The sequence below is a fragment of the Geothrix sp. 21YS21S-2 genome, assembly GCF_030846775.1.
GTDB lineage: Bacteria > Acidobacteriota > Holophagae > Holophagales > Holophagaceae > Mesoterricola.
Genome location: NZ_CP132910.1, coordinates 1,670,926 through 1,696,407, shown reverse-complemented (window position 1 = coordinate 1,696,407; position 25,482 = coordinate 1,670,926). Strand labels below are relative to the sequence as shown.

The 25,482-nt window shown below is 70.0% G+C and carries 23 protein-coding genes and 1 tRNA gene; 12 read left to right on the top strand and 12 right to left on the bottom strand.

What is annotated here, in order from left to right; all coding sequences use genetic code 11:
* Positions 1–117: 117 nt before the first annotated feature.
* Complete coding sequence (locus RAH40_RS07705; RefSeq protein ID WP_306601509.1) at positions 118–1,065, top strand: SRPBCC family protein; 948 nt, start codon at positions 118–120, stop codon at positions 1,063–1,065.
* Between the two features lie 46 nt (positions 1,066–1,111).
* Here the strand turns inward: RAH40_RS07705 and RAH40_RS07700 are convergent, their stop codons facing one another.
* On the bottom strand, positions 1,112–1,849 hold the full coding sequence (locus tag RAH40_RS07700; protein WP_306601508.1) for a BON domain-containing protein: 738 nt from the start codon (positions 1,847–1,849) through the stop codon (positions 1,112–1,114).
* Positions 1,850–2,026: 177 nt separating this feature from the next.
* Between RAH40_RS07700 and RAH40_RS07695 the strand changes: the two genes are divergently transcribed.
* From RAH40_RS07695 to RAH40_RS07680, 4 genes are all read left to right on the top strand, one after another.
* On the top strand, positions 2,027–2,356 hold the full coding sequence (locus RAH40_RS07695) for a hypothetical protein (RefSeq protein WP_306601507.1): 330 nt from the start codon (positions 2,027–2,029) through the stop codon (positions 2,354–2,356).
* Positions 2,357–2,368: 12 nt separating this feature from the next.
* The gene (locus RAH40_RS07690; protein WP_306601506.1) at positions 2,369–2,881 is read left to right on the top strand and encodes a hypothetical protein; all 513 of its coding nucleotides are present in this window, start codon (positions 2,369–2,371) and stop codon (positions 2,879–2,881) included.
* A gap of 10 nt (positions 2,882–2,891) precedes the next feature.
* Complete coding sequence (locus RAH40_RS07685; protein WP_306601505.1) at positions 2,892–3,590, top strand: carboxypeptidase-like regulatory domain-containing protein; 699 nt, start codon at positions 2,892–2,894, stop codon at positions 3,588–3,590.
* A gap of 123 nt (positions 3,591–3,713) precedes the next feature.
* Positions 3,714–3,920, top strand: coding sequence for a DUF2795 domain-containing protein (locus tag RAH40_RS07680; RefSeq protein WP_306601504.1), 207 nt, complete (start codon positions 3,714–3,716; stop codon positions 3,918–3,920).
* A gap of 100 nt (positions 3,921–4,020) precedes the next feature.
* Here RAH40_RS07680 and RAH40_RS07675 read toward each other — a convergent pair whose 3' ends face one another.
* Both RAH40_RS07675 and RAH40_RS07670 read right to left on the bottom strand, forming a co-directional pair.
* Positions 4,021–7,566, bottom strand: coding sequence for a kelch repeat-containing protein (locus RAH40_RS07675; protein WP_306601503.1), 3,546 nt, complete (start codon positions 7,564–7,566; stop codon positions 4,021–4,023).
* A gap of 322 nt (positions 7,567–7,888) precedes the next feature.
* Positions 7,889–7,974, bottom strand: a tRNA-Leu gene (locus RAH40_RS07670).
* A 120-nt stretch (positions 7,975–8,094) separates the two neighbouring features.
* Here RAH40_RS07670 and RAH40_RS07665 point away from each other — a divergent pair.
* The 3 genes from RAH40_RS07665 (at position 8,095) to RAH40_RS07655 (ending at position 13,347) form a co-directional block, all read left to right on the top strand.
* The gene (locus tag RAH40_RS07665) at positions 8,095–10,578 is read left to right on the top strand and encodes a bifunctional YncE family protein/alkaline phosphatase family protein (protein WP_306601502.1); all 2,484 of its coding nucleotides are present in this window, start codon (positions 8,095–8,097) and stop codon (positions 10,576–10,578) included.
* A gap of 274 nt (positions 10,579–10,852) precedes the next feature.
* Positions 10,853–12,073, top strand: coding sequence for an efflux RND transporter periplasmic adaptor subunit (locus RAH40_RS07660; RefSeq protein WP_306601501.1), 1,221 nt, complete (start codon positions 10,853–10,855; stop codon positions 12,071–12,073).
* Positions 12,070–13,347 (top strand): ABC transporter permease, encoded by a 1,278-nt coding sequence (locus RAH40_RS07655; RefSeq protein WP_306601500.1) that lies wholly within the window; start codon positions 12,070–12,072, stop codon positions 13,345–13,347. Before RAH40_RS07660 ends, RAH40_RS07655 begins: the two co-directional genes overlap by 4 nt.
* A 2-nt stretch (positions 13,348–13,349) precedes the next feature.
* Here RAH40_RS07655 and RAH40_RS07650 read toward each other — a convergent pair whose 3' ends face one another.
* The 5 genes from RAH40_RS07650 to RAH40_RS07630 form a co-directional block, all read right to left on the bottom strand.
* Positions 13,350–14,417 (bottom strand): TonB family protein, encoded by a 1,068-nt coding sequence (locus RAH40_RS07650; RefSeq protein WP_306601499.1) that lies wholly within the window; start codon positions 14,415–14,417, stop codon positions 13,350–13,352.
* 47 nt (positions 14,418–14,464) lie between these two features.
* A complete protein-coding gene (ruvC, locus tag RAH40_RS07645) occupies positions 14,465–14,959 on the bottom strand; it encodes a crossover junction endodeoxyribonuclease RuvC (RefSeq protein WP_306601498.1) in 495 nt (164 codons plus the stop codon).
* A 3-nt stretch (positions 14,960–14,962) separates the two neighbouring features.
* Positions 14,963–17,266: a ribonuclease R family protein gene (locus RAH40_RS07640; RefSeq protein WP_306601497.1), complete on the bottom strand. Its 2,304-nt coding sequence runs from the start codon at positions 17,264–17,266 to the stop codon at positions 14,963–14,965.
* Between the two features lie 67 nt (positions 17,267–17,333).
* A complete protein-coding gene (locus RAH40_RS07635) occupies positions 17,334–18,233 on the bottom strand; it encodes a hypothetical protein (protein ID WP_306601496.1) in 900 nt (299 codons plus the stop codon).
* A 71-nt stretch (positions 18,234–18,304) separates the two neighbouring features.
* Positions 18,305–19,219: a sensor domain-containing protein gene (locus RAH40_RS07630; RefSeq protein WP_306601495.1), complete on the bottom strand. Its 915-nt coding sequence runs from the start codon at positions 19,217–19,219 to the stop codon at positions 18,305–18,307.
* A gap of 127 nt (positions 19,220–19,346) precedes the next feature.
* On the opposite strand from RAH40_RS07630, the gene RAH40_RS07625 reads away from it, so the two are divergent.
* Positions 19,347–20,360, top strand: a complete 1,014-nt coding sequence (locus RAH40_RS07625) for a glycosyltransferase family 9 protein (protein WP_306601494.1) — start codon at positions 19,347–19,349, stop codon at positions 20,358–20,360.
* Positions 20,361–20,393: 33 nt separating this feature from the next.
* Here RAH40_RS07625 and cysS read toward each other — a convergent pair whose 3' ends face one another.
* From cysS to RAH40_RS07610, 3 genes are read right to left on the bottom strand one after another with little or no spacing between them, the layout of a single operon-like run.
* Positions 20,394–21,845, bottom strand: a complete 1,452-nt coding sequence (gene cysS / locus RAH40_RS07620; protein ID WP_306601493.1) for a cysteine--tRNA ligase — start codon at positions 21,843–21,845, stop codon at positions 20,394–20,396.
* A 9-nt stretch (positions 21,846–21,854) separates the two neighbouring features.
* The gene (locus tag RAH40_RS07615) at positions 21,855–22,256 is read right to left on the bottom strand and encodes a thioesterase family protein (protein ID WP_306601492.1); all 402 of its coding nucleotides are present in this window, start codon (positions 22,254–22,256) and stop codon (positions 21,855–21,857) included.
* A gap of 4 nt (positions 22,257–22,260) precedes the next feature.
* A complete protein-coding gene (locus RAH40_RS07610; RefSeq protein WP_306601491.1) occupies positions 22,261–22,599 on the bottom strand; it encodes a hypothetical protein in 339 nt (112 codons plus the stop codon).
* Positions 22,600–22,715: 116 nt separating this feature from the next.
* Between RAH40_RS07610 and RAH40_RS07605 the strand changes: the two genes are divergently transcribed.
* The 3 genes from RAH40_RS07605 (at position 22,716) to RAH40_RS07595 (ending at position 24,762) form a co-directional block, all read left to right on the top strand.
* Complete coding sequence (locus RAH40_RS07605) at positions 22,716–23,129, top strand: thioredoxin family protein (RefSeq protein WP_306601490.1); 414 nt, start codon at positions 22,716–22,718, stop codon at positions 23,127–23,129.
* A gap of 84 nt (positions 23,130–23,213) precedes the next feature.
* Positions 23,214–23,972 (top strand): hypothetical protein, encoded by a 759-nt coding sequence (locus tag RAH40_RS07600; RefSeq protein ID WP_306601489.1) that lies wholly within the window; start codon positions 23,214–23,216, stop codon positions 23,970–23,972.
* 16 nt (positions 23,973–23,988) lie between these two features.
* Positions 23,989–24,762: a hypothetical protein gene (locus tag RAH40_RS07595; protein WP_306601488.1), complete on the top strand. Its 774-nt coding sequence runs from the start codon at positions 23,989–23,991 to the stop codon at positions 24,760–24,762.
* Positions 24,763–24,839: 77 nt separating this feature from the next.
* On the opposite strand, the gene RAH40_RS07590 is transcribed toward RAH40_RS07595, so the two are convergent.
* A complete protein-coding gene (locus tag RAH40_RS07590; protein ID WP_306601487.1) occupies positions 24,840–25,436 on the bottom strand; it encodes an outer membrane beta-barrel protein in 597 nt (198 codons plus the stop codon).
* Positions 25,437–25,482 lie beyond the last annotated feature (46 nt).

Genomic DNA, 25,482 nt, shown 5'->3' with positions numbered 1-25,482 from the left:
GGAACCTTCCCGTCCCCGTTCGCATCTCCTCGCCAGGACCGCCGGAAAACGGCTCCACCAGGATGTCTGCGCTGGGGCCGGCCGGCGGCCGCAAACCCGCTTCCATGGGAGGGGAACATGGGCACACCGATCACCGCAACCCGGCTGCTCCACGAGGACCATCAACGCATCCGCGAGCTCTACCAGAAGCTCTGCCAGGAATCCCGGCCCGCCGGCCAGGAGGACCCCGCCAGGGAACTCCTTGAGGCCTTGGAGATCCATTCCTGGCTGGAGGAACGCCTGGTCTACCCGCTCCTCACGACGGCGTGCCAGGACGACAGCCTGACGCAGCGCCTGGGCGGGGCCCATGGCGACATGAAGCGGCTCATCAGCGAATTCAGGCTCAAGGGCGGTTACGGCGGTCCGGAGGGCCGGAAGGTGCTGGGCCGGCTCATGATCTTCCTCCAGGAGCATGTCCTCGAAGAGGAGGAGCAGGCGTTCCCGGTGCTGGCGGCGGGCGCCGCCCCCAACGAGGAACTCGGCGCGGACCTGGCCCGGCTCCGGGGCCGGATGGAGATGTTCCCTCCCTTCGCCCATTCCATCGACCTGGCGGTGCCCCTGCAGGTGGCCTACAACCAGTGGACCCAGTTCGAGGACTTCCCGCGCTTCCTGGCCAACGTGAAGGAGGTGCGCCAGGCCGGCCCCACCCGCGTGGAGTGGCGCGCCGAGGTGGCCGGGAAGGACCTGCGCTGGACCTCAGAGATCTACGAGCAGACCCCCGACGCCCGCATCGCCTGGCGGAGCTTGGAAGGGTCCATGAACGCGGGTTCGGTGAGCTTCCTGGCCCTGGACGAAGGCTCCTCGCGGATCCTGGTGGAGCTGAACTACGAGCCCCAGGGGCTCCTCGAAAACCTCGGGGCCATGGTGGGCGTCCTGCCTCGGTACGTGGCCTCGAACCTCCAGAACTACAAGGAGCACCTGGAGCGCACGCGCGCGGAGAGCGGAGCCTGGCGCGGCAGGGTCGCCGGGAATCCCATGGATGCCAGGAAGAGTGGCGGGGGTGAGGTGCGCCCGGGTCCCTCCTGAACGGCGCCCGCGGGCCGGCGCGCGCCGGCCCGCGGGCGGACGTCCGTCAGGGGGCGACGGTCATCCGGTTCCGGACGCGCCGGACCCCCTTGACGTCCGAGGTGAGGCGCTCGACCAGGATCTTCTCCGCGGAATTCCTGGCTTCGCCCCCGAGGGTGACGACGCCCCGGTCCGTTTTGACGTGGGTGGCGAGCATGCGCGTGCCCCGGTGGGCCAGGAGCACGGCCTTCACCTGGGCGGTGACCGAGGCGTCGTCGATCTTCTCGGCCAGGGTCTTCGCTCCGGGGGGCACGACGCGCAGGGTGTTCCTCACCTCCTTCACCCCGTCCACGTTCCCGGCGATGTCCTGGGCGAGGCCCTTCTGGGCGGCGCTGCCGATGCGGCCCGAGAGCGTCACGACGCCGTCCCGGGCCGCGACGCCCACGGTGGCCTCGTCGACGTTCCGGTGGTAGCGCAGGGCGGTCCGGACCTTCGTGGCCAGCCAGACGTCGGGGGCCGTGGCCGAGGCTTCGGCCTTGAGGACCAGGAGGTTGGTCACGGAGGTCACGCCCGGGAGGTCCTTGACGGTCTCCTCCGCGAGGGTCCGGTGGAACTCGTTGGCCACCGTCCCGCTGAGGGTGACCGCGCCCGAGCGGGAGGCGACCTCGAGGGTGTCGCCCTTGAGGTGGACGCGGAAATTGTAGGAATTCCGGGCCGCCGCGGCGATCCGGGCATCCGTGTCCGGTTGCGAGGCCGCGAGGAGCGCGGGGACGAGCATCAGGGTGGGCAAGGGGACCTTCGGCATGGCTTCTCCTGGATCCGGACGCGCCGGCACTGTCTCTGTGCCGGCGCCGCGGCATTGGTTCAGACCCGGAGTCACGGTGCGCGGCGGTCACGCGCGGCCGTCCCATCGAATTCCGCCATGAACCCTTTTACGGTTCGGAACACCGGATAGGCACTGGACGCCTCTGGAGGTGATTTGATGATTCCACGATCCTTGTTGCAACCGGGCCTGATCGGCCTGCTGCTCCGCTCCGACAACGAGGCGAAGGCAAGCGGGGAGCCCCACACCATCGGCGAAGCCTGGTTCCACGCCGCCAGGCAGAATTTCGCCCTCAACGGCAGCACCGGCCTCGATCCGGGCGTCTACGCCTGGGTCGTCACCCGGGGGACGGGGCCCACGAAGGAGACCCTCGACTACTTCGAGGAGTCCTTCCACGCCCCCCTGCCCAGTCCGGGACGCCTGGACCCCTCGTACCAACTCGCCCTGAAATGCCGCTACCTCACCTTCGGCAAACCCGTCTTCCGATAGCTGGAGTCCGCCATGCACGCTGTTCCCTGGATCGCCCCCCTCCTCTGTTCCGCGACGGTCTTCGCGACCGAAACCTGCCCGGCTCTGCCGGTCCCCGCCGCACCGGTGAAGGACCACCCGTGCGCGGCCCCCTCCCTGGATGAGCGGCTGCGGGCGGCCGCCGACGCGGCGGTCCTGGCCCTGAAGGTCCCCCCGGACCAGATGCGGTTCCAGGCCAGCTCGGACCTGATGGACCAGTTCCGGGGGGGCCCGGCCCGCCTCGTGAACCGCACCTTCCTCTACCGGAGGCTGCTGGAGGGCGTCCCGGCGTACGGCCCCGGCACGTCCCTCCGCGCGGTGGTGGGTGCCGGGGGCGAACGGCTCTCCATCGAGGCGGACTGGCCCGCGGTGCTGCCCATCGCCGTGAGCACCGGCGCTTTCGGCCATCTGGACCCGGCCGCCCTGCTGGCGCTCGCCAGGCGCGCGGACGCCCCCTCCGGCCATCCCGGGGAACCGGTCTTCCTGCCCCTAACCTCCGCTCGCTAAGGGTTCTGCCATGGCCATCCGTCCCCTCGTCCCCATCGCTCTGGCCTGCCTTCTCGGATGCTCCGACGGGGGGCATCCCCCCACCGCAGGCGGCGTGGGCATTCCCCCCACGACCCCGGGCCTGGTGGCGGGAAAGGTCACCGACGCCGAAGGCCGGCCCCTGGCCGGGATCCAGGTCGCGCTCTCCCCGGTCCACGGAAAGGAGGGCGCACTCCGGGCCGTCACGGACGCCCAGGGTGGGTTCCGCATGGAGCTGTCCGTGAGGGGCGGCTCCAGCTACCAGCTGGCGTTCCAGGGGGAAGGGGACCTGGTCCGGCATGGGGCCGAGATCACCCCGGCGCCTGGCGCTCCGGCCCACGTCCCGGCCCGTCAGGAGCTGGTGTTCGTGCTCGATCCGGCGCTCCAGGGCCGCATCAGGGCCGCGGTGGCTCCCTCCCTGCCGTCCGGCCCGGAGGAGGGCTGGGTCCTGGCGGACACCCTTGAGATCTACCAGCGCATTCCCTTCCACGGCCCGGCCGAAGCCCTGAAGGTGGCCGCGCTCGCCCCGCCGTACCAGGGGACCCTGGCCCCCGGCACCTACGACTTCCGGGTGACCCGCAGCCGGAGCCGGGGTGCCGAGACCGAAGTCGTGGGCCACGCCCGGCAGGAGGTGACCGTCGGTTTCGGGCCGGACCCCGAGGTGACCCTCCAGCTGCTGCCGCGGATCTGAGGGGGCCCCGGGGCGGATTCGCCATGGGGAACCACCCCCCCCGTTGCCGGCACGGGATGGGAACCGCAGGGCATGGCGGTCATGCCCGGCGGAGCGGACCCCCCTTTTCTCACGGAGGATGTCATGACTCGAGGCGTGGGTGGAGAATCGCCGTCCAATCTGGCGCTGCATTTGAAAGGACTGGAATTCCCGTGCAAGAGGAAGGACCTTGCGGACCACGTCCGGAAGAACAACCCGGACGAGAAGGTGGTGAACGCCCTGGAAGGGCTGCCCGACCGGCTCTACACGACCATGGCTGAGGTCATGGAGGCCTTCGGGGAGACGCACTAGGCATCCGGTATCGGCCTTTCACGATGGTTATGTGCAAGGCCGGTACCTGATGTCGAGGGCCGTTCCTGGATTCGAGCCCTTTTGGCCTCGGGAGGTAAGGTCAGGGTTTCCAGAAGAAGGGGATGTACTCCGGAAACCCGCCCACGATCAGGATCCTGCCGTCCGGCAGAGGCACCGCAAGGCCGCTCAGGTAACAGTTGGTGCCGGACGGCACCGCCTGCCAGGTCTGGCCCACGGGGTCGAAGATCTGCGCGAACAGGACCTTGTCCGGATCATTGCTGCCGCCCAGGACGAAAACCCTTCCGTCGGCCTGCAGCGCCGCCAGGGGAGCCCACCGCCGGCCCTCCACAGGGCCGGAGCGCGACCAGGACCGGGTGAGCGGGTCATAGGTTTCGGCATACCCGGGATTGTACAGGGTGAAATCGCCCCCGGCGCCCACCATGAACACCTTGCCATCCTGCAGGAGGATCGCCGTGGTCCACAGTTTCGGGTACGTCATGCTCCCGGTCGGGGACCAGGTGTTCGTGGCAGGGTCGTAGAGTTCGGCACTGTTGAACACCGGGGGGGCCCCGCCGGACCCCAGGGAGCCTTCCCCGCCGGCCACCAGGACGGTTCCATCCCGCAGCAGGGTCGCGGTGTGGTGGACGCGGGCCACCTGCAGGGTGCCGGCGCTGGTCCACCGGCCCGTGGCAGGATCGTAGATCTCGGCCGAAGCCAGGGCGAGGTTGCCGGCCAACCGGCTGGAGCCGCCGGCCACCAGCACCCTCCCATCCAGGAGCCGGGTGGCGGTGGGGTAGACCCGTCCCGTGGCCAGCGGGGCAGCCTCGGTCCAGCGGTTGGCCGCGGCCTCGTACCGTTCCACGCTGGCCAGCACGTTGCCTTCGTAGTCCGCCCCCCCGGCAACCAGGACCTCCCCTTCACCCGCCAGGGCCGCCGCGAGGCCCATGCGCCCCTTGGCCAAGGCGCCGGCGGAGCTCCAGGAACGGGTGGCGGGATCATACAGTTCCGTGGCGGGGGGACAGGAGGAGAGGGTCATCCCCCCCGCGACAAGGACCCGGCCATCCGCCAGGGCTACGGCCGTGGCCTCCCCCCGGACCCGTTCCATGCCTCCCCTGGCCGACCAGCTCCGGGTGGCTGGCGAAAAGAACTCCGCCCCCGCGAGGTAGGCGCCTGGGGCGTTGGCGCCGGACCCCATGAGGTTGCCGCCCGCCATCAGCACGGTCCCATCCTCCAGGACCGCCAGGTTCGGGTGGTCGCGGGGACTGAGGGGCAGGCCGGCGTCGGACCAGGTGTTCGAGACGGGATCGAACAGCTCGGCCGGAGCCTGGATGGGTGGGTACGTGCTGCTCGAGGTCCCACCCACCACCAGGATGCGGCCATCCTTGAGGGTCGTGGCGCCGGAGGTCGCCCGGCCGTACTGCATGCTTTGGGTCGCGGTCCAGCGATCCGTCCTGGGGTCGTACAGCTCCGCCTCCGGCCTCCGGCCCAGGTTTCCAACGGTATCGAAGCCTCCAGCCAGGAGGAGCCTGCCGGTGGGGAGGGGGATGCATTGCCGCCAGATGTGGGCACTCAGCGGGCTTGCGGCGCTGGACCAGGTATCGGTCAGAGGGTCGTACCGCTCGGCCGTGTTGTCGAAGTGGACATTGAGGCCGTTCGTGCCGCCGGTCACCAGGACCTTGCCATCCGCCAGGAGGCCCGCGACATGCTCCACCCGCTGCGCCCGGGGCGCAGCCGCCCGTGACCAGGCGCGGGTGCCCGGATCGTAAAGCTCGGCGCTCCGGTCACTCACGGAGCCACCCACGACCAGCACCTTCCCGTTCCTCAGGAGGGTGGCGGTGTAGTAGCTGCGCGCCAGGGCCATGGCGCCGGCCACCGACCAGGTATCGGTGGCCGGATCGTAGATTTCCGCCTTCACGCTGGGGACGAGCCGTTCCCCCGTGGGGTCCAGGGCCTGGCCGCCGGCCACCAGGATGGTCCCGTCCGGAAGGCGCGTCGCGGAATGATGGGCCCTGGCGGTGGGGATCGGGGCGACCTCGGCCCACGTGCTGGTGGCCGGGTCGAAGAGCTCGACAATGGCGGTCGGCCCGCTGGTCCACCACAGGGTATTGATGTATTGGAAGTTATCGTCCGGCACATAGCCGCCCACCATGAGCACCCTGCCGTCCCCGCAAACCGTCAGGCTGGCGCCGTCCCGCTGCCTTGGCGTACGGACATCCTTCAGGAATTGGCCTTTCACGACTTCCAGATCCCGGATCCTGGATGAGCGGTCGCCGGCAAGGTTCTCCACCTCCACCTGGAGGCGATAGAAGCCGGGGGACGGTCCCACCTCATAGGCCAGCACCGGTCCGTCGGCGCTCCCCGTGATCGTCCCGTCCGCGGTCCCTGGGAGCAGCGTCCACCGGTATTTCATGCCCGCCTGGGGGGGGACCGAGGCCAGGATGCCCTTCTCCCCGTAGAACACCTTTGCCTGGGCGAAGAGATGGGCGGCAGGGGGGGCCACGGCCGTGGCCGTGCCCCGTCCCCAGGCCCCATCCACCGCGACCCGGGCCTCCAGGGGCCCCGCCGTTCCGGCCTGATAGGTGATGGCCGCTGTGCCTTGGCCGCTGAGGATCGTCCCGTTCACCAGGGACCATGCATAGAGCGTCCCTCCCGGGCGCACGGATGCCCGGTACCCGCCCTTGCCGGCGGTGACGAGGGCGTCCAGGGTCACGGGGAGGCTTTCGGCCGCCTGCACCACCGTGAGGGCCAGCGCACAGGTGGAAGTGCCGCCGCTGTTCGTGGCGGACACCTGGTACACCCTGGGAGCGGTTGCCGCAACCGGAACCCCGCCGATGGCGCCCGAGGACGGATCCAGCGACAGGCCAGGCGGAAGGGGCGGGTCGACCGCATAGCCCGCAATGATCCCCTCGCAGGAGGGCAGGTCCGGCAAGGCGGTCCTGCCCGCTTCGAACACCACCGGGTTCACCGCGTAGCGCAGCGGCCCGGGGGCGCCTGCGGGCCGGACCGCGAATACCACGGTGGCGGTGGCGCTTCCGCCGGAATTCGACGCCGTGATGACGAAACCCGCCGCCGGCGCCGGATCCCGGGGGCAGCCCTCGAGCAGCCCCGTCGCAGGGTCGAGGGCCAGCCCCGGAGGCAAGGCCGGAGCCACCGAGAACCGCGTGGGCCGGCCCCCGTCATAGGAGGGCTGGATGCTCACAAGCGAGTCCCCGGCGGTAAGCACGGAGTCCGCCATGGCGTAGGCGAGATGGCCCGGAGGCGGGTCGAGCACCGTGATGGTGAGATCGCAGTGGGCCGTCCGGGCCCCAAAGGTGGCCGTGACCCGGTACAGGGCCGCGGGCGCGGCCGTGACGGGCGTCCCGGACAACCCTCCGCCCACGGGATCCAGGGCCAGACCGGCCGGAAGGCCCGGGGTCACCGCGAACTGGGAAGGGGCTCCACCCTGGACGACCGGCCTGTTGGGGAGGATCGCCGTGCCGGCTTCGTAGGTGCAGGGATTCTGGGGATAGCTGATGCCGACCGCCGGCGGATTGGGACCTGACCCGCTGCCTCCCCCCCCACAGGCCACCTGCACCCCCAGGGCGACCAGGATGAGCGCAAGCCAGGCCCGGCCAGCGGCCGTTACCCTCTTCTCGAATTCAAGCACGGGAAACCCTCGGTCTGGCCTGGAAGGCAATAGGGCGATCAGGGCAGTCGGGAGCAGAAGGGCAAGTGTGATCGAACCGTTCATGTGCTTGGTCCTTGGCCGGGGCATGCCGGAATTGGCGGCTTTAAATGCTGGGAATAGTCCAGGGTACCTCTTCGCACGGTGTTGCAGACCAGAATTCTCAGAGGCTCCCGGATGGAAGCTGGGCTGAACCACCTGACCGGGGCGATCGTGAATGCCCTCGGGTGCGCGACAGATCGCATGAAACCCGGTGGTGTCCCACAAAACCAAAGGCCCCGTCCGCTGACGGGGCCTGAAAGGTTGGTGCCGGCGGTCGGGGTCGAACCGACACTTCATTGCTGAAAACAGATTTTGAGTCTGTCGCGTCTGCCATTTCGCCACGCCGGCGGGCGTTTCAACCAGGATAGCGGGAAAGGGCGCCGCGGCCCAGGGGCGGCTGAGGTGTTGCGCGGGGAGGGGGGTTGGGGGACGCTGGAAGATATCAACGCTCCAGTTCGAGGTGTCCCCATGCCCAAGCGGCTCGCGCTTTCCCTGGCCCTTTCCCTGGCGGCGCTGTGGGCGGGGGAACCCCCCGTGGGGGCCCGAGGCGCCCGGGGGGTGCGGGTGGCCACGGGGCAGTGGGTGGAGCCGGCGGGGGACGTGCTGACGTTCCCGGGGCGGGCCATCGACATGGCGTTGTCGGAGGACGGGGCGACCCTGTTCGTGAAGACGGACCGGGGGCTCCTGGTGGTGGACACGGGGGGCTGGCGGGTGCGCCAGAGCCTGGCCTGGGGCAGGGGGGACAGCGCCTCCATGCACGGGCTGGCGGTGGACGGGGGGCGGGTGTGGGTCACGACGGGGAAGGCGGGGCTCCTGGAGGCGGCCCCGGGCGCGGCGGGGGTCTGGGCCTGGGGGCGGCGGATCGCGCTTGCCGCCAGGGACGGGAAGTCGGCGTATCCCTGCGGCGTGGCGCTGGCGGGGACGCGGGCCGTGGTGGCCCTGGGGCGGGAGAATGCGGTGGCTGTTTTGGATCTGGCCGCGGGCAGCGAACTGGCGCGGATCCCGGTGGGCGTGGCGCCCTGCGGAGTGGCCCTGTCGGCGGACGGATCCACCGCCTTCGTGGCGAACTGGGGCGGCCGCAGGCCCGCGCCGGGGCAGCGGACCATGGCCTCCGCGGGGTCCCCGGTGGCGGTGGACGAGGGGGACCGGCCCCTGGCGGGGACCGTGTCCAGGGTGGACCTGGCGCGCGGCGCGGTCACGGGCGAGGCGGAGGTGGGTCTTCATCCCTGCCAGGTGCTGCTGGAGGGCGGCACTCTTTCGGTGGCCAACGCGAATTCCGATTCCGTCACGGTCCTGGCGGCAGCGGACCTGCGCGTGATCCGCACCGTGCCCGTGACGCCGGATCCGGGACTGCCCTTCGGCAGCATCGTCAACGCCCTGGCCCTCGACCCCCGGGACGGGACGCTCTTCGCCGCCAGCGGGGGCACCAACGCGGTGGGCGTGATCCGGGGCGGGGCCTGCGCGGGGTTCGTCCCTGCGGGATGGTTCCCCTCCTGCGTGGCGGCGGGGAACGGCCGGCTCTACATCGGCAGCGCCAGGGGACTGGGCTCCCGGGAGGGCCGGCCCGGCGCCAAGGGCTGGAGCGTGCGCAGCGAGCAGGGGACGCTCCAGCGCGTCGCGATCCCCGCGGATGGGGCGCTGCGAACCCTCACGCGGCGCGCGACGGACCTGGCCCAGGTGCCCCGCTCCCTGGAGGCCATGCTGCCGGCCCGCAAGGGTTCGCGCGGGCCCGTGCCCGTGCCCCGGCGCGCCGGGGAGCCCTCGGTCTTCCGGCACGTGGTGTACGTGATCAAGGAGAACCGCACCTACGACCAGGTTTTCGGCGACCTGCCCCAGGGCGACGGGGATCCGTCGCTCTGCATCTACCCGCGGGAGGTCACGCCCAACCACCACGCCCTGGCCGAGCAGTTCGTGCTGCTGGACAACTACTATTGCAACGGCGTCGTCTCGGCCGACGGGCACCAGTGGGCCACGCAGGGGATCACCACGGCCTACACCGAGAAGACCGCGGGGGACTGGACGCGCAGCTACGACCTGGGCACGGATCCGCTGGCCTTCGCGCCCACGCCGTTCCTCTGGGACAGCGCCCTGCTGCGGGGGCGGTCCTTCCGAAATTTCGGCGAGTTCGACTTCACCACGCTGGAGCCGCCCCTGGCCACCTGGCAGGACGTGTACGCGGACCACCTCGGGGGCACGCGCAAGGTGGGCTTCCGCCCCTCGATGCCCACGGAATCCCTGCGCCGCCACACGGCCCCGGACTACCCCGGCTGGAACACGCGCATTCCCGACGTGGTGCGCGTGGAGCGCTTCCTGGCCGAATTCCGGGAATGCGAACGCAAGGGCGCCTGGCAGGACCTGGTGGTGGTGTACCTGCCCCAGGACCACACCCGCGGCCTCACGCCGGGCGCGCCCACGCCCAGGGCCCACCTGGCCGACAACGACCTGGCCCTGGGGCGGCTGGTGGAAGCCATCTCCCACAGCCGCTTCTGGAAGGACACCTGCATCTTCGTGAACGAGGACGATCCCCAGGACGGTTTCGACCACGTGGACGGGCACCGCTCCCTGTGCCTGGTGGTGAGCCCCTACACGCTGCGGGGCCGCGTGGTGAGCCGGTTCTACAACCAGGGCTCCGTGCTGCACACCATGGAGCGCATGCTGGGGCTGCCCCCCATGACGCGCCTGGACGGCGCGGCGCCGACGATGGAGGGCTGCTTCACCCGCAGGCCCGACTTCACGCCCTACACCGCGCTGCCCAGCCGGGTGCCCCTGGATGAAGTGAACCCGCGGCGGACGGGCGCGCTCCTGGATTTCTCGCGCCCCGATACCGTGCCCGACGACGAGCTGAACCGGCTCCTGTGGTTCGCCGCCCGGGGCGACGCGCCCTACCCGGCGTGGTTCGCGGGCGCCCACGGGAAGGGGCTCGCGCGGAAGGGGCTGGGCCTGGGGAAGTGAGACGGCCGCCCGTTCGTATACGAAACCTTGACGGCACCTTCAGGGGACAAGGGTTATTCTTTCGCCAGGAGCACCCGCCATGGAGATCATCGCCATCCTCAGTCTCATCGTCAGCATTATTTACACATTTTCGTACCTCTATTTCCAGTTCACGAAGCACTGACGCGCCGCGCCCCGCTTGATTTTCCGAACCGTTGCCCGGTTCAGCAGGGCCCCCTATCGTGGTAGGATCAGGCCATCCACCTGATCGCATTTTTCCACACGAAGGGAAGCCATGCCGCGCCTACGCACCTGGTTGTTCATCGGTATCGGTTCGCTGGGGGTGCTCGCCTCCATCGGATGGGTGGGTCTGCGCGGAGGTCCGGGCACGCCTGAATTCACCACGGAGCCGGTCAAGCGCCAGCCCCTGCGGGACAGCGTGGCGGCCAACGGCGAGGTGCAGGCCAAGACCCGGGTCAACGTCGGCGTGCAGGTGACCGCGGCCATCAAGGAGATCCACGTCTCCGACGGCCAGTGGGTGAAGGCCGGCGACCTGCTGGTGACGCTGGACCAGGAGCGCTACAAGCAGGCCCTGAACCAGTCGGAGATGGGCCTGCGCATGGCGCGCAAGGACCTGGAGATCGCCCAGGCCACCTTCTCCAAGCAGGACCAGACCTTCGTGCGCCAGGAGCGCCTGAACAAGGCCGGGCTGACGTCCCTGGAGGAGTTCCAGCAGGTGAAGCTGGCCCGGGACACCGCGGCCACCACGCTGGAGCGGGCCCGGGTGGCGGTGCAGCAGTCCGAGGCCCAGACCGCCATCGCCCAGGACGACCTCAGCAAGACCGTCATCCGCGCCACCATGTCCGGGCAGGTGACGGGCCTCAAGGCCGAGAAGGGCGAGACCGCCATCGCCGGCACCACCAACCTGGCCGGGGCCGTGATGATGGTCATCTCGGACCTGTCGGAGATGATGGCCGAGATCCGCGTCGGGGAACTGGACGTGGTGAAGGTCGCCGTGGGCCAGCCCGCGGAGGTCACCGTGGACGCCCTGCCCGGCAAGGTCTTCCAGGGCAAGGTGCTCACCGTGGCCAGCAGCACGGACCGGCCCGCGGGGTCGAGCACCTCCAATTCCCAGGAGGCCCAGAGCTACAAGGTTCGCATCCTCCTGGACGGTTCCGCCCAGGAGCGCGCCTCGCTGCGTCCCGGCATGAGCGCCCGGGTCGCCGTGCTCACCGCCGAGCACAAGGACGTGCTTTCGGTGTCCCTGGCGGCCATCCAGGACCGCGAGGCCAAGGCGGGGGGCCTTGGGCTTCTCACCGGCAACCGCAGCGTCGTCTTCGTCGTCAAGGACGGCAAGGCCGCCGAACGCAGCATCACCACCGGCCTCACCACCCGGCGCGCCGCCGAAGTGCTCACCGGCCTCCAGGAGGGGGACGTGGTGATCTCCGGCCCCACCAAGCAGCTCGCCACCCTCGCCGACGGCGTGGCCGTGAAGATCCGGAAGGACAAGCCGTGAACGGCTGGACCCGCTTCCAGGAGACCTTCCGCACCGCCGTCGCCAGCATCTGGGCGCACCGCATGCGCAGCATGCTCACCACCCTGGGCATCATCATCGGGGTGGGGTCCGTCATCACCGTCGTGAACCTGACCAAGGGCCTGGAAGGCCGCATCATGTCCGACGTGAAGCAGGAGGGGACCCACACCTTCTTCATCGGCTCCTGGGTGCCCTACTCCCGCTTCAAGACCGCCAAGATCCGGCGCATGCCCATGGACCACCAGACCATCCGGGAGCTGCGCGAGCTCATGCCCCAGATCCTGGTGGCCAGCCCCCAGTCCACCATCTTCAGTCCCCAGATGGTGGTCAAGGCCGGCAGCGTCACGCGGCGCGTGACCTACCTCACCGCCGTGGACGAGAACGGCCTGGACCTCTCCAACCGCGAGCTGGCCTGCGGCCGCAACTTCACCGCCACGGACCGCACGACCCGGGCCCCCCTGGCCATCCTGGGCGCCACCATCGCCGAGGACCTGGGCCTGGGCGAGCATTCCGTGGGCAAGCACTTCACCGTCGCGGGCCAGACCGTGGAGCTGGTGGGCATCCTGAAGAAGCACGGGGAGATCCCCTTCATGCCCAGCGGGGGCGAGGACGAGGATTCCGCCATGTGGGGCCCCGACGGCATGTTCTTCGTGCCCTTCGGGAGCCTGCGGGAGCTGGCCCGCCCCGGCGCCTTCGACAGCCCCTTCTGGCGCCTCCAGGTGGATGCGAAGGTTCCCGTGAAGGAGGCCGAGAACACCCTGCGCCAGGGCCTGCGCCGCATCCGCGGCCTGCGGGGGGACGACGCGGACAACTTCATGCTCGAGAGCAACGAGAAGGCCGTGGCCCAGGTGGAGAAGATCGGCAAGACCCTCATGACCGCCAGCGGCGCCATGGTGGGCATCAGCCTCCTGGTGGGCGGCATCGGCGTGATGAACATCATGCTGGTGAGCGTGACGGAGCGCACCCGGGAGATCGGCGTGCGCAAGGCCCTGGGCGCGCGCAGGCGGAACATCCTCTTCCAGTTCCTCATCGAGGCCACCCTGCTGTGCGTGGCCGGCGGCATCATCGGCACGGTGCTGGGCATGGTCTTCGGGGCGGTGCTGAGCCAGGTGCTGATGAAGCACATGGGCGGCGTGCCCGCGTGGGCCTTCCTGTCGGCGCTGCTGGTGCCGGCGGCCGTGGGCATGGGATTCGGGCTCTACCCGGCCAACAAGGCCGCGAAGCTGGATCCCATCGAGGCGCTGCGGTACGAGTGAGTCTAGAGCTTCCCCAGGCGGAACGGCAGGGTCAGCTTGAAGCGCGCCGCCTGCGGGACCCCGTCGAGCAGGGCCGGATCGAACCGCCACTGGAGGGCGTAGCGGACCGCCGTCATGATGAGTTCGGGGGGGCCGGTCAGGGCCTCCGCCCGGGTCGGCCTTCCGGCAGGATCCACCATGATGTGGACGACGACCACCCCTTCCACCCGGCGCTCCCGCGCCAGGGCGGGATAGGGCGGCGCGGGCGGCTGGTAGCGGATCTTCATCTGCTTGAATTCGACGGTCCTCGTGCTCGATTCGGGCAGGGGGGCGGGAGCCTCGGGTCCACCGAGGAGCGTGTCGAGGCTCTCCCTGAAGGCCCGGGCGATCTCGTCCTGGAAGTCCACCTTCTCCACCCTTCCGGAGACGTGGCTGTCGAACCAGATCCGCTGGGCCTCCCCGGGTGTGTTCCGCGCGAGGTCCCGGTCCGCGAGCAGGGAGCACCGGGCCTGGAGGTTGAGGAGCTGGATCGCGTCCGGAGTCCGCGCGGCCTGGAGGTTCAGCTGGAGGTGGAGGCCCTCGCCGGGATCGGCGGCGGCCGGATCCGCCACCTGCAGCCCGGCCCGGGTGAGGCGGCCGAGCACTTCCCATTCCAGGGCCGGAAGGTCCACGGGCACGTTGAGCGGCGAGGGGATCAGGCCGAGCTGGACCACGATCCGCCCGCCTCCGGTCTCCCGCGCGGGCTGCGGCGCGTCCTTCAGGGTGTAGGGCATCGCGAAGGTGGTGCGGACCCGCGCGGGCCTTCCCTCGATCTGGACAGGGGCGAAGGTCCACTGCAGGGCGTCGGCCACCGACGCGGCCCGGAGCAGCGCGGGGCCGGAGACGGGTTGAGCCGCCTCGGGAAGGCCTGTGGGGCCGATCGTCACGGAGAGCACGACCCGGCCCTGGACCTGCGCGATCCTGGCGATCGGCGGATAGGGCGGGGACGGCGGCCGGCGCAGGACCGTGAGCTTGTCGAATTCGACCAGGGGCGGGGCCTGCGCGAGGACGGGACCCGCCAGGAGAAGGGCGGACAGGAGGAACCGGAGCATGGATGGACCTCGTTCATTCGGGGATCCGTCCATGATAGCAACCCGGCCTATTTCCCCGGCACCCGCGTCGCCATGAGATGGCCGATGGCCACGGCCGCGGCGTCGGCGGCATCGGCCTGGAGGGGCTCCTTCAGGCTGAGCAGCACCATGACCATCTTGCCCACCTGGGTCTTGTCGGCCCAGCCGTAGCCGCTGACGGCCTTCTTCACCTGCATGGGGTTGTAGTCCCCCACGGGCAGGCCGTGGAGGCCGGCGGTGAGGAGGATGCCGCCGCGGATCTGGCCCAGCTTGATCGCGGTGGCGGCGTTCTTCTCCACGAAGGGGGACTCCACGGCCATGAAGTGGGGCCGGGTGCGTTCGATGACCTCGGCGAGCTTGAGGTGGATGCCCAGGATCCGCTTGTCGAAGTCGGCGCCCCGCTGGGAGCGGATGACGCCGGCCTCCACCAGCTCCAGGCGGGAACCGCACCGGCTCACCACGGCGAAGCCGCAGGCCAGGGAGCCGGGATCCACGCCGAGGCAGATGGTGGTGGGCACCGCCACGGCCTAGACCTTCTTGCGGCGGGCGGGGCCGCGCACGCTGCCCTTGGGGGCCTTGGGACGGGCCTGGGCGCCGCCGGGGCGGCCCGGGCGCACGTAGGGCTTGGCGCCCTCGGGGCGGGCCTTGCGGTCTGGTACCGCGGCCTGGCGCACCGACTTGGGCGGCCGGCCCCGGGGGGGCGCGGGCTCCCGGACGAAGTCGGCCTCACGCAGGTGGGCGGGGGCGGCGAGGCTGGGCACGAAGGTGACGGCCTTGCCCTTGCCGTCCTTGGCCTTGGCTTCAACAACCCAGGCCGATACCCGGCGCAGGTCCTCGTCCACGCCGGTGATCTCCACCTTCACGGCGTCGCCGATGGTCAGCACGACGCCCGATCCCGCGGTGGAGGCCTTGGTGCGGTTCTCGTCCACGGTGAACGCGCCGCCCAGGGCGCCCAGGGGGACGCCCACCTCCACGAAGGGGCTGTCGAGGCGCACGAAGGCGGCCTTCAGGGAGAAGCCCTGGATCCGGCCCTCGAAGCGCTGCCCGATGCGGGTGCGCATGAGCAGGCAGGTCTTCCACTTGTCGTTCTCGCGCTCGGCCTCGGTGGCGCCCTGCTCGGTGTCGCTGCACTGCTTGGCGACCACGGCCAGGATGCTGTGGAGGCCGTCGGGCAGGGGCTTCTTCTGGAGCACCTTGCGCAGCTCGCGGTGGACGGCGAGGTCGGGGTAGCGGCGGATGGGGCTGGTGAAGTGCAGGTAGTCCTGGAGGGCCAGGCCCGAGTGGCCGATGTTGTCGGCGCTGTACTCGGCCTTCTTGAGGCTGCGCACCAGGAGGGTGTTGAGCATGGCCTCCAGGGGCCCGCCGCGGATCCTGTCCAGCATCGCGTTGAGCACCTCGGGGGTGGCCGGATCGTAGGGGCGCAGCAGCCCGAAGGCCGCGGCCACTTCCTTGAAGGCCTCCAGCTTGAGGGGGTCGGGCACGTCGTGCACGCGGTAGATGGTGGCGATCTTGCGGCGGGTGAAGAACGTCGCAACGGCCTCGTTGGCCAGCAGCATGAACTCCTCGATCATGCGGTGGGCGTCGTGGTGGGCGTAGCGGCGGGCGTCCACGGGGCGGCCGTCCTCCCCGAAGACGAACTCGGTCTCGTCCGTGTCCAGGTTCAGGGCGCCGCGGCCCAGGCGCTTTGCCGTAAGGGAGCGCGACACCCGGAGGGCCTCGTCGAGCATCTCCGCCACGTCCCGGCCCATGTCACGGCGCCGGGCCTGGGCGTTGTCGATGCAGCCCTCCTTGACCTCGTCGTAGGTGAGGCGCTTGCGGGACCGGATGACGGATTCCGTCAGGCGCGTCTCCCGCACCTGGAGGTCCTCGTCCAGGGTGATCCAGGCGGTCATGGTGAGGCGGTCCACGCCTTCCCGCAGGCTGCACAGTTCGCCCGAGAGGCGCTCGGGGAGCATGGGGATGCACTGGTCGGGGAAGTAGACCGAGGTGCCCCGCAGGAGGGCCTCCTTGTCCAGGGGGCCGCCCTCGGCCACGTAGTGGCTCACGTCGGCGATGTGCACGCCCAGGAGCCAGCCCCCGTCCTCGCTGGCCGGCAGGACCTCCAGGCTGATGGCGTCGTCGAAGTCCTTGGCGGTGGGGGGATCCACCGTGACGGTGAGGAGTTCGCGCAGGTCCTCGCGGCCCTGGATCCACGCCTCGGGGATGGAGGTGGGGAAGGGGGCCAGCTCCTCCATCACCTCGTCGGGGAACTCGGTGCGCAGGTTGTAGAGGGCGGCGGTGAGCTTGTTCTCGATGCGCAGGTCGGTGGGGCGGCCCAGGCGGGCCTTCACCACGCCCTTGATCTGCTGGGCGCCGGGATCCGGATCCAGCAGCACGCTGACCAGGTCGCCGTCGCCGGCCAGGTCCGTGGGGGGGACGCTGACGATCTGGGAGAGGCGGGGCTCGAGGGGGATGGCGCGCCAGCCCCACTCCTGCTTCTGCAGGTGGGCCGGGATGGGATCGGGGTTGCGGGAGATGACGCGCACGACCTTGGCCTTGGGGCGGCCGTCGTAGGTGGTGCCGGTGATCTCGGCCTGGACCTTGTCGCCGTGGATGGCGCCGTGGCCCTCGCGCCAGTCCACGAGCAGGTCGAGGCGCTGGCCGCGGGTGGCGCCGAGGGGGCGCAGGAACCCGCTGGTGCCCTCGGGGTGGCCGAGGTAGGTGGCCTCGAAGGTCTCCGAGAGCCGGGCCGAGGACCCGGGGGCGGGCGGCGTCGGGCGGTCGGGGCGGTTGGGCCGGGGGGGGCGGGGGGAGAAGGAGCGGGGCGGGCCTTGATTTTTGCGATGTGCCATTCCCCAAGACTAACACTTGGGGCCACCCCGGCTGTCACGCCGGGGTGGCCCCAGGGGTCTGGAAGGGCTACTTCTTCTTCTTGGCGGGGGCGGGCTTGTCGGGCAGGGCCCGGCCCAGGGACACGTCGAGGGCGTTCTGGACCTTGCGGTTGTCGGGGGCCAGGACCTTCAGGCGGTGCAGGAAGGCGACCTTGTCGGCCTTCTCGGCGAAGGAGTCCAGGTAGGCCTTGCTGGAGGCCACGGCCTCGGCCCACTTCTCCTTGTCGCCGGGGTGGCCCTTGTAGGTGTCGATGTCGGCCTGCTGGTCCTTGATCTTCTTGGCCTGGAGGTCGACGAACTTCTGGAAGTCGTCCACGTTGCGGGTGGCCAGGTCGAGGTCGTACTGGAAGAACTGGCTCCACTTCTCGCCGTCGGCCTTCTCCTTGTCCCAGGACTTCACGGTGGCCATGGTGCCTTCCTCGTAGTCCTCGAGCTTGGTCTTGGCCTTGAGCAGACGGATGGCGTCCGCGTTCTTGTTCATGAGCTCCTGGTAGGCGTCGGCCTTCTTCTTCCAGTAGTCGCGCTGTTCGGTGAGGCCCTCCTTGCCGGAGGCCACGTTCTCCTTGGCCGTTTCCAGGGCCTTGTTCAGGTAGTCCAGGCCCTTCTCCCACTGGCCGTTGTTGTCGGCCGCCTGGAAGGCCAGGAAGTAGACCTGGCAGAGGTCCGCGTAGGTGCGGGTGCTCGTGTGGAGGTTGTTGACGCTGGACTTGTCGAAGGCGGGCTTGGCGGCGGGGATGAGGGCCTCGGCCCGGGCCTGGGCCTGGCCGTACTCAAAGGCGTCGTTAAGCTTCTTGATTTCAGGCCTTTCCGCTGCGAGGCGCTGGCCGAGGCTCGCCGGGGCGGCGGGCGCCTGGGCGACAAGGACGGGGGTGCTGAGCAGCGTAAGTACCAAGCCGGTGTGGATGCGCATGTGGATGGGCCCTCTCATGGTTCCTTCAATTGTCAGGCCGAGGGGGCCTTTTTGCAAAGGTGGAAAGCTATGACCAAATGCGCAACCCCTCAGCGCCGCACCAGGAGCGCGCGGGCCATGGCTCCGTGGAGCCGGCCCAGGCCCAGGGCCAGGTGCAGCGTGCCGGCCAGCCCCAGGATCCCGCCCAGGGGCAGGAGGGCGAGGGCCCACCCGGGGAGGTCGTATTCCATGGAGCCGCACACCACGATGGGCGACTGCTGGAGGAAGTGGCCCACCGGGGCCGCCACCATGGCCAGGGAGAAGGCGAGCCCCAGCAGGACGAACGTGAAGCTCAGGATGCCCAGGGGCAGGTGCAGGATGAGATAGATGAGGCACTTCCAGGTGTATGAGTCAACGAACAGGCCCTTGAGGCGTTCCCCCCAGGTCTTCCCTTCGGGAAGGAGGGGGGGCCTGCGGGGCATCCTCACGTCCAGCATGGCCTCCACCAGGCGCCCCTCGCCCAGGCCCAGGGCCCGCACCGAGCCCAGGAACAGCACCAGGAGCGGCAGGCCGATGATGAGGATGATGAACCCCAGGGAGATGGAGAGGCCCGTGACGGCCCAGACGAAGTAGAAGATGCCGGTGAACATGGCCATCAGGAGGTAGACCAGGGAGGTGTAGGCCCGGGGGTCCAGGAAGACGCCGAAAAAGGAGGGCCAGGGTCTCGGGGGGGCGGGCTCCTCCCCGGGTTCGGCGGGGGGGGCGTACGGGGCCGGCGCCAGGACCTCGGCCACCACCCGCTCCCGCTGGCGGTAGGTCTCGGCCCGCTCCTCGGGGGATCCCAGGGACGCCAGGATCCGGGCCACGGCCTCGGGCCCCGACAGCATCGGCTCGGCCCAGGCCAGGCGCTCCCGCTCCTTCCGGAACCTCGCCTCGGTCTCCGCCAGGGCGTCCTGCACCAGGGCGGGGTCGCTCCCGGCCAGCGCCAGATGGAGGGACTGGAGGTAGGCTTTGATCTCGGACACGGCGGCTCCCGGAGGGTGTGGATCCAGAGTAAGCCCGGGCTCCTCCGCCGCGTCCAGGGAATCGGCCGGCGGGGAGGTCCCGTCGGCGAGCATCCGCCTGGAGTCGGCAGGTAGTAGAATCGCCACCATGCGCATCGTATTGCTCCGCCTTTCAGCCCTGGGGGACGTGCTCAGGGTCCTGCCCGCCTGGGCGAACCTGGGGAAGGCCTTTCCCGGCGCCTGTTTCCAGGCCGTGATTGAGGACCGCCACGCCTTCCTGCTGACGCCCATGCCCTGGCTGGAGCCGGTGGTGGTGCGCCGGGGGAGGCTGGGCAGCCCCCTGACGGCCCTGGGGGAGCTCAAGCGGGTCGCCGGCGAATTGCGCGGGGCCGACGTGGCCCTGGACTTCCACGGGATCCTGAAGTCGGCCCTGCCGCCCTGGCTGGCGGAGATTCCCGAGCGCTGGGGGGACGGGCTCGCCCGGGAGGGGGCGGGGTTCCTGCAGACGCGGCCCCTGCCGTACCTGCGCCAGACCCGCTACGCCCAGGCGCTGGGCCTCGCCGGGGCCTACGGCGACAGCCGGGGCGTCCCGGGCCTCGGGACCTTCCGCCCGGCCCTGGCCGACGCCGTCCTGCCGGACCCGGGCCCGGTGTGGGCCGCCGACGGCCGGCCCCGGGCCGTGCTGGTGCCCGGAGCCTCCCGCCGCGGCGCCATCAAGCGCTGGCCCTTGCGGCACTGGATCGCCCTGGCGGATCGGCTCAAGGGCCGGTACCAGCTGCGCTGGTCGCTGGGCCCGGAGGAGGAGGATCTGCGGGCCTGGCTTCCGGCGGCCACGGGCGTGGAAGCGCTGCCATCCCTGACGCTGTGGCAGCTGGCCGCCGCTCTGCGCCAGGCGGACCGGGTCGTGGCGCCCGACACGGGGCTGCTGCACCTCGCCGTGGTGCTCGGCGTGCGGTCCGTGGGCGTCTACGGCGGATCGGACCCCGTGGTGGCGGGGCTGCCCGCAGGGGCCGGCACCGTCCTGCGCACGGGGATCGAGTGTTCGCCCTGCCGGGAGCGCCAGTGCCGGCGGCGGCAGTGCCTGGAGGACCTGGAGCCGGACCTGGTGGCGGCGGAACTGGAACGCGCCTGCCGGAATGATGGGCCCCTTCGATCCGTTTGAGTGGGGCGGGCGGCCCGTTCAAGAAGGGCGGCTTCAGGCCCGCCGCCAGCCCACCGTGCCGTCCTTGCGGTCCTCCAGGAGGATCCCCAGGGCCTTCAGCTCGTCCCGGACCCGGTCGGACTCGGCCCAGTTCTTCGCGGCCTTGGCCTCCCGGCGGCGCTCGATGAGGGCCTCCACCTCGGCGTCCAGGGACGCCTCCTCCTCGTGGGGCCAGCAGGCGAAGACGGCGTTGGTCTCGTCCAGGAAGGCCAGCACGGCGTCCCGCTCCTCCCGCGTCAGGGCGATCCGGTCGTCCTGGGCGTTGATGTCGGTGATGAGGGTGAAGAGCGCCGCCAGGGCCTCGGGGGCGTTGAGGTCGTCGGCCATGCCGGCCCAGAAGCCCTCCCGGGCGGCCTCCACGCGCGCGGCGGGGTCGATGGCCTCCTTCATGGCGCCCTGGCCGGCCAGGGTCCCGTCGCCCTCCATGCGCTTGCGGAACTGGCGGATCCGCCGCAGGGCGTTCTCGGCGCCCTTGAGCCCCTCGAAGGAGAAGTTCAGGACCTTGCGGTAGTGGTTGGACTGGATGGTGAACCGGAAGGTGGCGGGATCGTAGCCCTTGGCCACCAGGTCCCGCAGCGTGAAGAAGTTGCCCAGGCTCTTGGACATCTTCTCGTTCTCCACCAGGAGGAACTCGCCGTGCACCCAGGTGTTGACCCAGCGGTGGCCCAGGCTGCCCTCGCTCTGGGCGATCTCGTTCTCGTGGTGGGGGAACACCAGGTCCACGCCGCCCGAATGGATGTCCACCCGGGGGCCCAGGAGCTCGATGCCCATGGCCGAGCACTCGATGTGCCAGCCCGGCCTGCCGGGGCCCCAGGGGCTCGGCCACCAGGGCTCGCCTTCCTTGGCGGCCTTCCAGAGCACGAAGTCCTGCACGGAGTCCCGCTCGTACTCGTCGGCATCCACGGAGGTCCCGGCCTGCATGCCCTCCCGGTCCAGGTGGGCCAGGCACCCGTAGTGGGCCAGGCCCGCGATGCGGTAGTAGACCGAGCCGTCCCGCACGTAGGCGAGGCCGCGCTCCTCCAGGCTCCGGATCAGGCCGACCATCTGGGGGATGTAGTCGGTGGCGCGGGGCGTGTAGGTGGGCTCGATGACCCGCAGCGCCGCGAGGTCCTCCAGGAAGGCCTTCGTGTAGTGGGCGGTGAGCCGGGCCATGGCCGCGTGGCGGGCCTCGTTGTCCGCGCCGGGGGCCAGGTCCTTCTGGGAGTCGCGGATGATCTTGTCCTCGACGTCCGTGATGTTCATGCAGTGGCGCACCTGGTAGCCCGCGGCCAGGAAGGTGCGCTTCATGAGGTCCTGGAAGAGGAAGGTCCTCAGGTTGCCGATGTGGGCGAAGTTGTAGACCGTGGGGCCGCAGGTGTACAGCGTGACGACCCCCGGCTCCAGGGGCGCCACCGGTTCCACCTTCCGGGTCAGGGTGTTGTGGAGGGAGATCGGCTTGAGGCTCATGTGCCCAGTTTATAGGGCGGAAGCCACCAGGGCCAGCATCGCGTCGGGGAGGGTGCGGTTCCTGCCGTCGGGGCCCGTGACCAGGTGGGTGGTCTCGCCCTCGGCGAGGCGCACCCCGTCGCGGGTGACCTCGTAGCCGAACACCAGCTTCCTGCGCCCGGCCTCCCTGACCCGCGTGGTGACGGTGACCAGCTCGTCGTACCGGGCCGGGGCCCGGTACGTGAGGCTGATCCCGCTCACCGAGAGGAGCACGCCCTGGGCCTCCCACTGGGCGTAGCCGTCGCCCAGCTGCCGGAGCAGGTCGGAGCGGCCCAGCTCCATCCACACCGGATAGACGGCGTGGTGGACGATGCCCATGGCATCGGTTTCGGCGTAGCGGACGCGGATGAGGGTCTGGGCGGCTATGGGCATCCGGCTATTGTAGGGTGATCTTGACCAGATCGCCCTTGTCGGTGGTGAGCTCCAGGAGGATGTCGCCGGACCTGGCGTTCTCCAGGAGGGCCATCAGCTGGTCGATCTTGATGTCCTTCTTCATCTTGCCGTTGATCTTGACTTCGCTGGAATTGGCCATTTCCAGGACGCCCTTCGCCAGGGAGATGGGCATGCGGGCGTGGACCTCCTTGGGGCCGTCCTCGCGGTGGTGGTTGAGGCTGGACTTGCTGACGACGTCCACGACGATGAACTTGGGGGCCTGGGCGATGGCGGAGCCGGCCAGGAGGGTGGAGAGGGCGAGCGTTGCGAACACACTGTTCATGGGGCCTCCGGGAAGGGGACGGGTGGGTTGTGGCCGGTCGAAGGGGGTTACGGGCGGGTTCCCCTTCCGGTTAGGCGGATGTTGACGTAAGGTGGGACACACCGTAGGAGGTCGCCATGAAGCTGGTCCTGATCCCATTCCTCATCGCAGGCACGCTCATGGCCAAGGGCGTCAAGTGGGAGACCAACCTCGCCGCGGCCCAGGCCCGGGCCCGGAAGGAGCACAAGGTCATCTTCATGGACGTGTGGACGGAGTGGTGCGGCTGGTGCATCAAGCTCCAGCGCGACACCTTCCCCGCCAAGGTGGCCGAGGACGCCCTGGCCAGGGTGGTCCCCCTCAGCGTCAAGACCCAGCTCAAGGACGGCTCCCCCACCGCCGATAAGGGCATCGAGGCCACCTACAAGGTCGAGGGCTTCCCCGCCCTGTTCATCCTGGACGAGAACGGCAAGGTCCTTTCCCAGCAGCCCGGGTACCTTCCCGCCGCGCCTTTCGCGGACTGGATCAACAAGTCGGTCGACGCGAAAAAATAGCCAACGGTTGCAGGACGGCATGAATTGCATATCATTTCCGCCATTGACGGAAACGAGTGCTGTTTCCTTTTTTCTGGAGTGGCCATGAAGATTCGGTTGCTGCTGGTTCCGGTGGGGATCGCCGTCCTGCTCGGGTGCGCCACGGAATCCAGGATCGACACGAACAACACGGATACCGAGTCCATCAAGGGCTCGCCCGCGGGCGTCTCGGTCTTCGGATTCATGGATGTCATGACGACCCTCCCCGGGGTCCTGGGCGGCACCTACCCGTCCTGCGTCACGCCCACGGTGAGCGGCACCACCGCCACCCTCGCCCTGGCCGGGTGCAAGTCCGGAAGCGGGGGGACCCTCGCCGGGACCCTGACCCTGGTCGATACCCTGTCGGGCACCACCCACACCTACGTCGAGACCTTCGGCTCCCTCGTCAACACCCGCAGCCAGGCGGTGCAGTGGGTGTACACGGGCAGCCTCGGCGCGGTGGTGAACGGCGCCGCGGCCACCCTGACCTCGAACCCCGGCTTCCACATCACGGTGACGGACACCGCGGTCCCCGCCAACAGCAAGGTCTGGACGTTCACCTGCAGCCTGGCGAGCACCACGACGGCCGCCGGATTCACCCTCTCGGGCACCTTCGCCGTGGCTTCCGCGGCCGGGGACAACGTCAACATCCAGATCGACCCGGCCTCCCCGCTCACCTGGGTGAAGGGCGGCGCCTACCCGGTGACCGGCACGCTGGTCATCCAGGACAACCGGACGACCGGAGCCGCGACCCGGGAATCGGTGACGGCCACCTTCGACCACGGCACGGTGAACATCAACGGCGGCGTCATCACGCTCGGGTAGCTCCCAGGGAGGTCACATGCGGACTCTGGTCCTTACGGCAGCCATCCTGGCGTCGCTGCCCGCCTTTTCCCAGTCCCGGGGGTCCTGGTACCTGGACGTGCATCGCGTGGCCCCCACCCTGGAAGGCAGCTACACCGGCCAGCAGGACGGCAAGCCGGTCAACTTCGACATCATCAAGGACCTGGCCCTGGTCAAGGACACCACCAAGGTGGGCGTGGGCCTGGAATACCAGGGGCCCCGCTTCGGCCTCGAGCTGTCCGCGGAATCCCAGGACTACCTGGGTTCCAACCTCATCTCCCGGGACGTCACCATCTCCGGCGAGACCTGGCACGCCCAGGCCAACGTCGCCACCACGGTGAAGATGACCAACTACACGGGCAACTGGACGATCCGGTTCATGAGGACGCCCGGGTTCTGGATCGGGGTGGACCTGGGGGTGCGGGGCACCGCCCTGGATCTCACCGCCACCGGGAAGAGCTACCTCACGGGCGTCACCTCCACCGCCTCCTTCAAGTCCGGCCTCCCCATGCCGCAGCTGGGGCCTTCGCTGGGCTACTACGGCCTGGATGGCCGCCTGGTCCTGCGGGGCTACTACCACTACCTGGGCTACAAGGGCGCCACCTACCACAACGTCGGGGCGGACGTGCGGTACTTCCCCCTGAGCTGGCTGGGCGTCCGGGCCTTCACGTCGGCGGAGTCCTGGAAGGTGCCCACCGACAGCATCTCCAAGGATCTGGCCATCGCGCTGGACCGCTCCGGGAGCGGGTTCGGCCTCGTCCTGAAGTTCTAGAGGCAATCCTGTCGGTACAGCCTGGCCATTCGAGGGCCCTTCTCGCGCTTGGTTGTACGGTACCTACAGGTTTGCCCCTAGAAACGGTACTCCAGCCCGCCCTCGAAGGCCGCAAGGGTCACGCCGCTCACGCTGATGGTGGTGTACCGCAGCGCGAAGGCCAGGGCGTCCGTGAAACGGTAGCCTCCCCCCGCGGCGAAGCCCATCTTCACCGAGGTCTTCTGCTTGTCCCAGCCGATCCCGGACCCGGACGGCACCGGGCCCACCGTCCCGAACTCCACCCGGCTCAGGGTGACCCCGCCCAGCAGGAAGGGCCGCGCGAACCCGGGCACGCCATGGCGCAGCTCCACGCCCACGGAGAACTGGTTGGCGCTGACCTTGACGGCGCGGGGCGCCACCAGGTCGTTCAGGAGGCCGCGGGCCCGGGCCGCGTTCTCCTTGAAGGCTAGGACGTCCAGGCGGGTGCGCACGGTCCAGCCCTGGCCCTGGTCCGTCTCGAAGAAGAGCCCGCCGCCCGTTCCGGTCTGGCCGGTGATCGCCTTCAGATCCTGGAGGGGCCTGGCGGCCGTGACCTGCAGGCCGAAGCGCAGGGGGGAATCCAGGTCGGTGGCGCGGAGGGCGGGGGCGGCGAGCAGGGCGAAGCCCGCCAGGACAAGGGCGGAGGATCTGGACATGGGGTGCTCCAAAACTATTAATTAATAATATGCTCCTGGGTTGGCT

What these genes read in the sequence shown, in the direction of transcription:
- RAH40_RS07705 (WP_306601509.1), top strand. Translation starts at nt 118, where the DNA reads ATGGGCACACCGATCACCGCAACCCGGCTGCTCCACGAGGACCATCAA.
- RAH40_RS07700 (WP_306601508.1), bottom strand. Translation starts at nt 1,849, where the DNA reads ATGCCGAAGGTCCCCTTGCCCACCCTGATGCTCGTCCCCGCGCTCCTC.
- RAH40_RS07695 (WP_306601507.1), top strand. Translation starts at nt 2,027, where the DNA reads ATGATTCCACGATCCTTGTTGCAACCGGGCCTGATCGGCCTGCTGCTC.
- RAH40_RS07690 (WP_306601506.1), top strand. Translation starts at nt 2,369, where the DNA reads ATGCACGCTGTTCCCTGGATCGCCCCCCTCCTCTGTTCCGCGACGGTC.
- RAH40_RS07685 (WP_306601505.1), top strand. Translation starts at nt 2,892, where the DNA reads ATGGCCATCCGTCCCCTCGTCCCCATCGCTCTGGCCTGCCTTCTCGGA.
- RAH40_RS07680 (WP_306601504.1), top strand. Translation starts at nt 3,714, where the DNA reads ATGACTCGAGGCGTGGGTGGAGAATCGCCGTCCAATCTGGCGCTGCAT.
- RAH40_RS07665 (WP_306601502.1), top strand. Translation starts at nt 8,095, where the DNA reads ATGCCCAAGCGGCTCGCGCTTTCCCTGGCCCTTTCCCTGGCGGCGCTG.
- RAH40_RS07660 (WP_306601501.1), top strand. Translation starts at nt 10,853, where the DNA reads ATGCCGCGCCTACGCACCTGGTTGTTCATCGGTATCGGTTCGCTGGGG.
- RAH40_RS07650 (WP_306601499.1), bottom strand. Translation starts at nt 14,417, where the DNA reads ATGCTCCGGTTCCTCCTGTCCGCCCTTCTCCTGGCGGGTCCCGTCCTC.
- RAH40_RS07640 (WP_306601497.1), bottom strand. Translation starts at nt 17,266, where the DNA reads ATGGCACATCGCAAAAATCAAGGCCCGCCCCGCTCCTTCTCCCCCCGC.
- RAH40_RS07635 (WP_306601496.1), bottom strand. Translation starts at nt 18,233, where the DNA reads ATGAGAGGGCCCATCCACATGCGCATCCACACCGGCTTGGTACTTACG.
- RAH40_RS07625 (WP_306601494.1), top strand. Translation starts at nt 19,347, where the DNA reads ATGCGCATCGTATTGCTCCGCCTTTCAGCCCTGGGGGACGTGCTCAGG.
- cysS (WP_306601493.1), bottom strand. Translation starts at nt 21,845, where the DNA reads ATGAGCCTCAAGCCGATCTCCCTCCACAACACCCTGACCCGGAAGGTG.
- RAH40_RS07615 (WP_306601492.1), bottom strand. Translation starts at nt 22,256, where the DNA reads ATGCCCATAGCCGCCCAGACCCTCATCCGCGTCCGCTACGCCGAAACC.
- RAH40_RS07610 (WP_306601491.1), bottom strand. Translation starts at nt 22,599, where the DNA reads ATGAACAGTGTGTTCGCAACGCTCGCCCTCTCCACCCTCCTGGCCGGC.
- RAH40_RS07605 (WP_306601490.1), top strand. Translation starts at nt 22,716, where the DNA reads ATGAAGCTGGTCCTGATCCCATTCCTCATCGCAGGCACGCTCATGGCC.
- RAH40_RS07600 (WP_306601489.1), top strand. Translation starts at nt 23,214, where the DNA reads ATGAAGATTCGGTTGCTGCTGGTTCCGGTGGGGATCGCCGTCCTGCTC.
- RAH40_RS07595 (WP_306601488.1), top strand. Translation starts at nt 23,989, where the DNA reads ATGCGGACTCTGGTCCTTACGGCAGCCATCCTGGCGTCGCTGCCCGCC.
- RAH40_RS07590 (WP_306601487.1), bottom strand. Translation starts at nt 25,436, where the DNA reads ATGTCCAGATCCTCCGCCCTTGTCCTGGCGGGCTTCGCCCTGCTCGCC.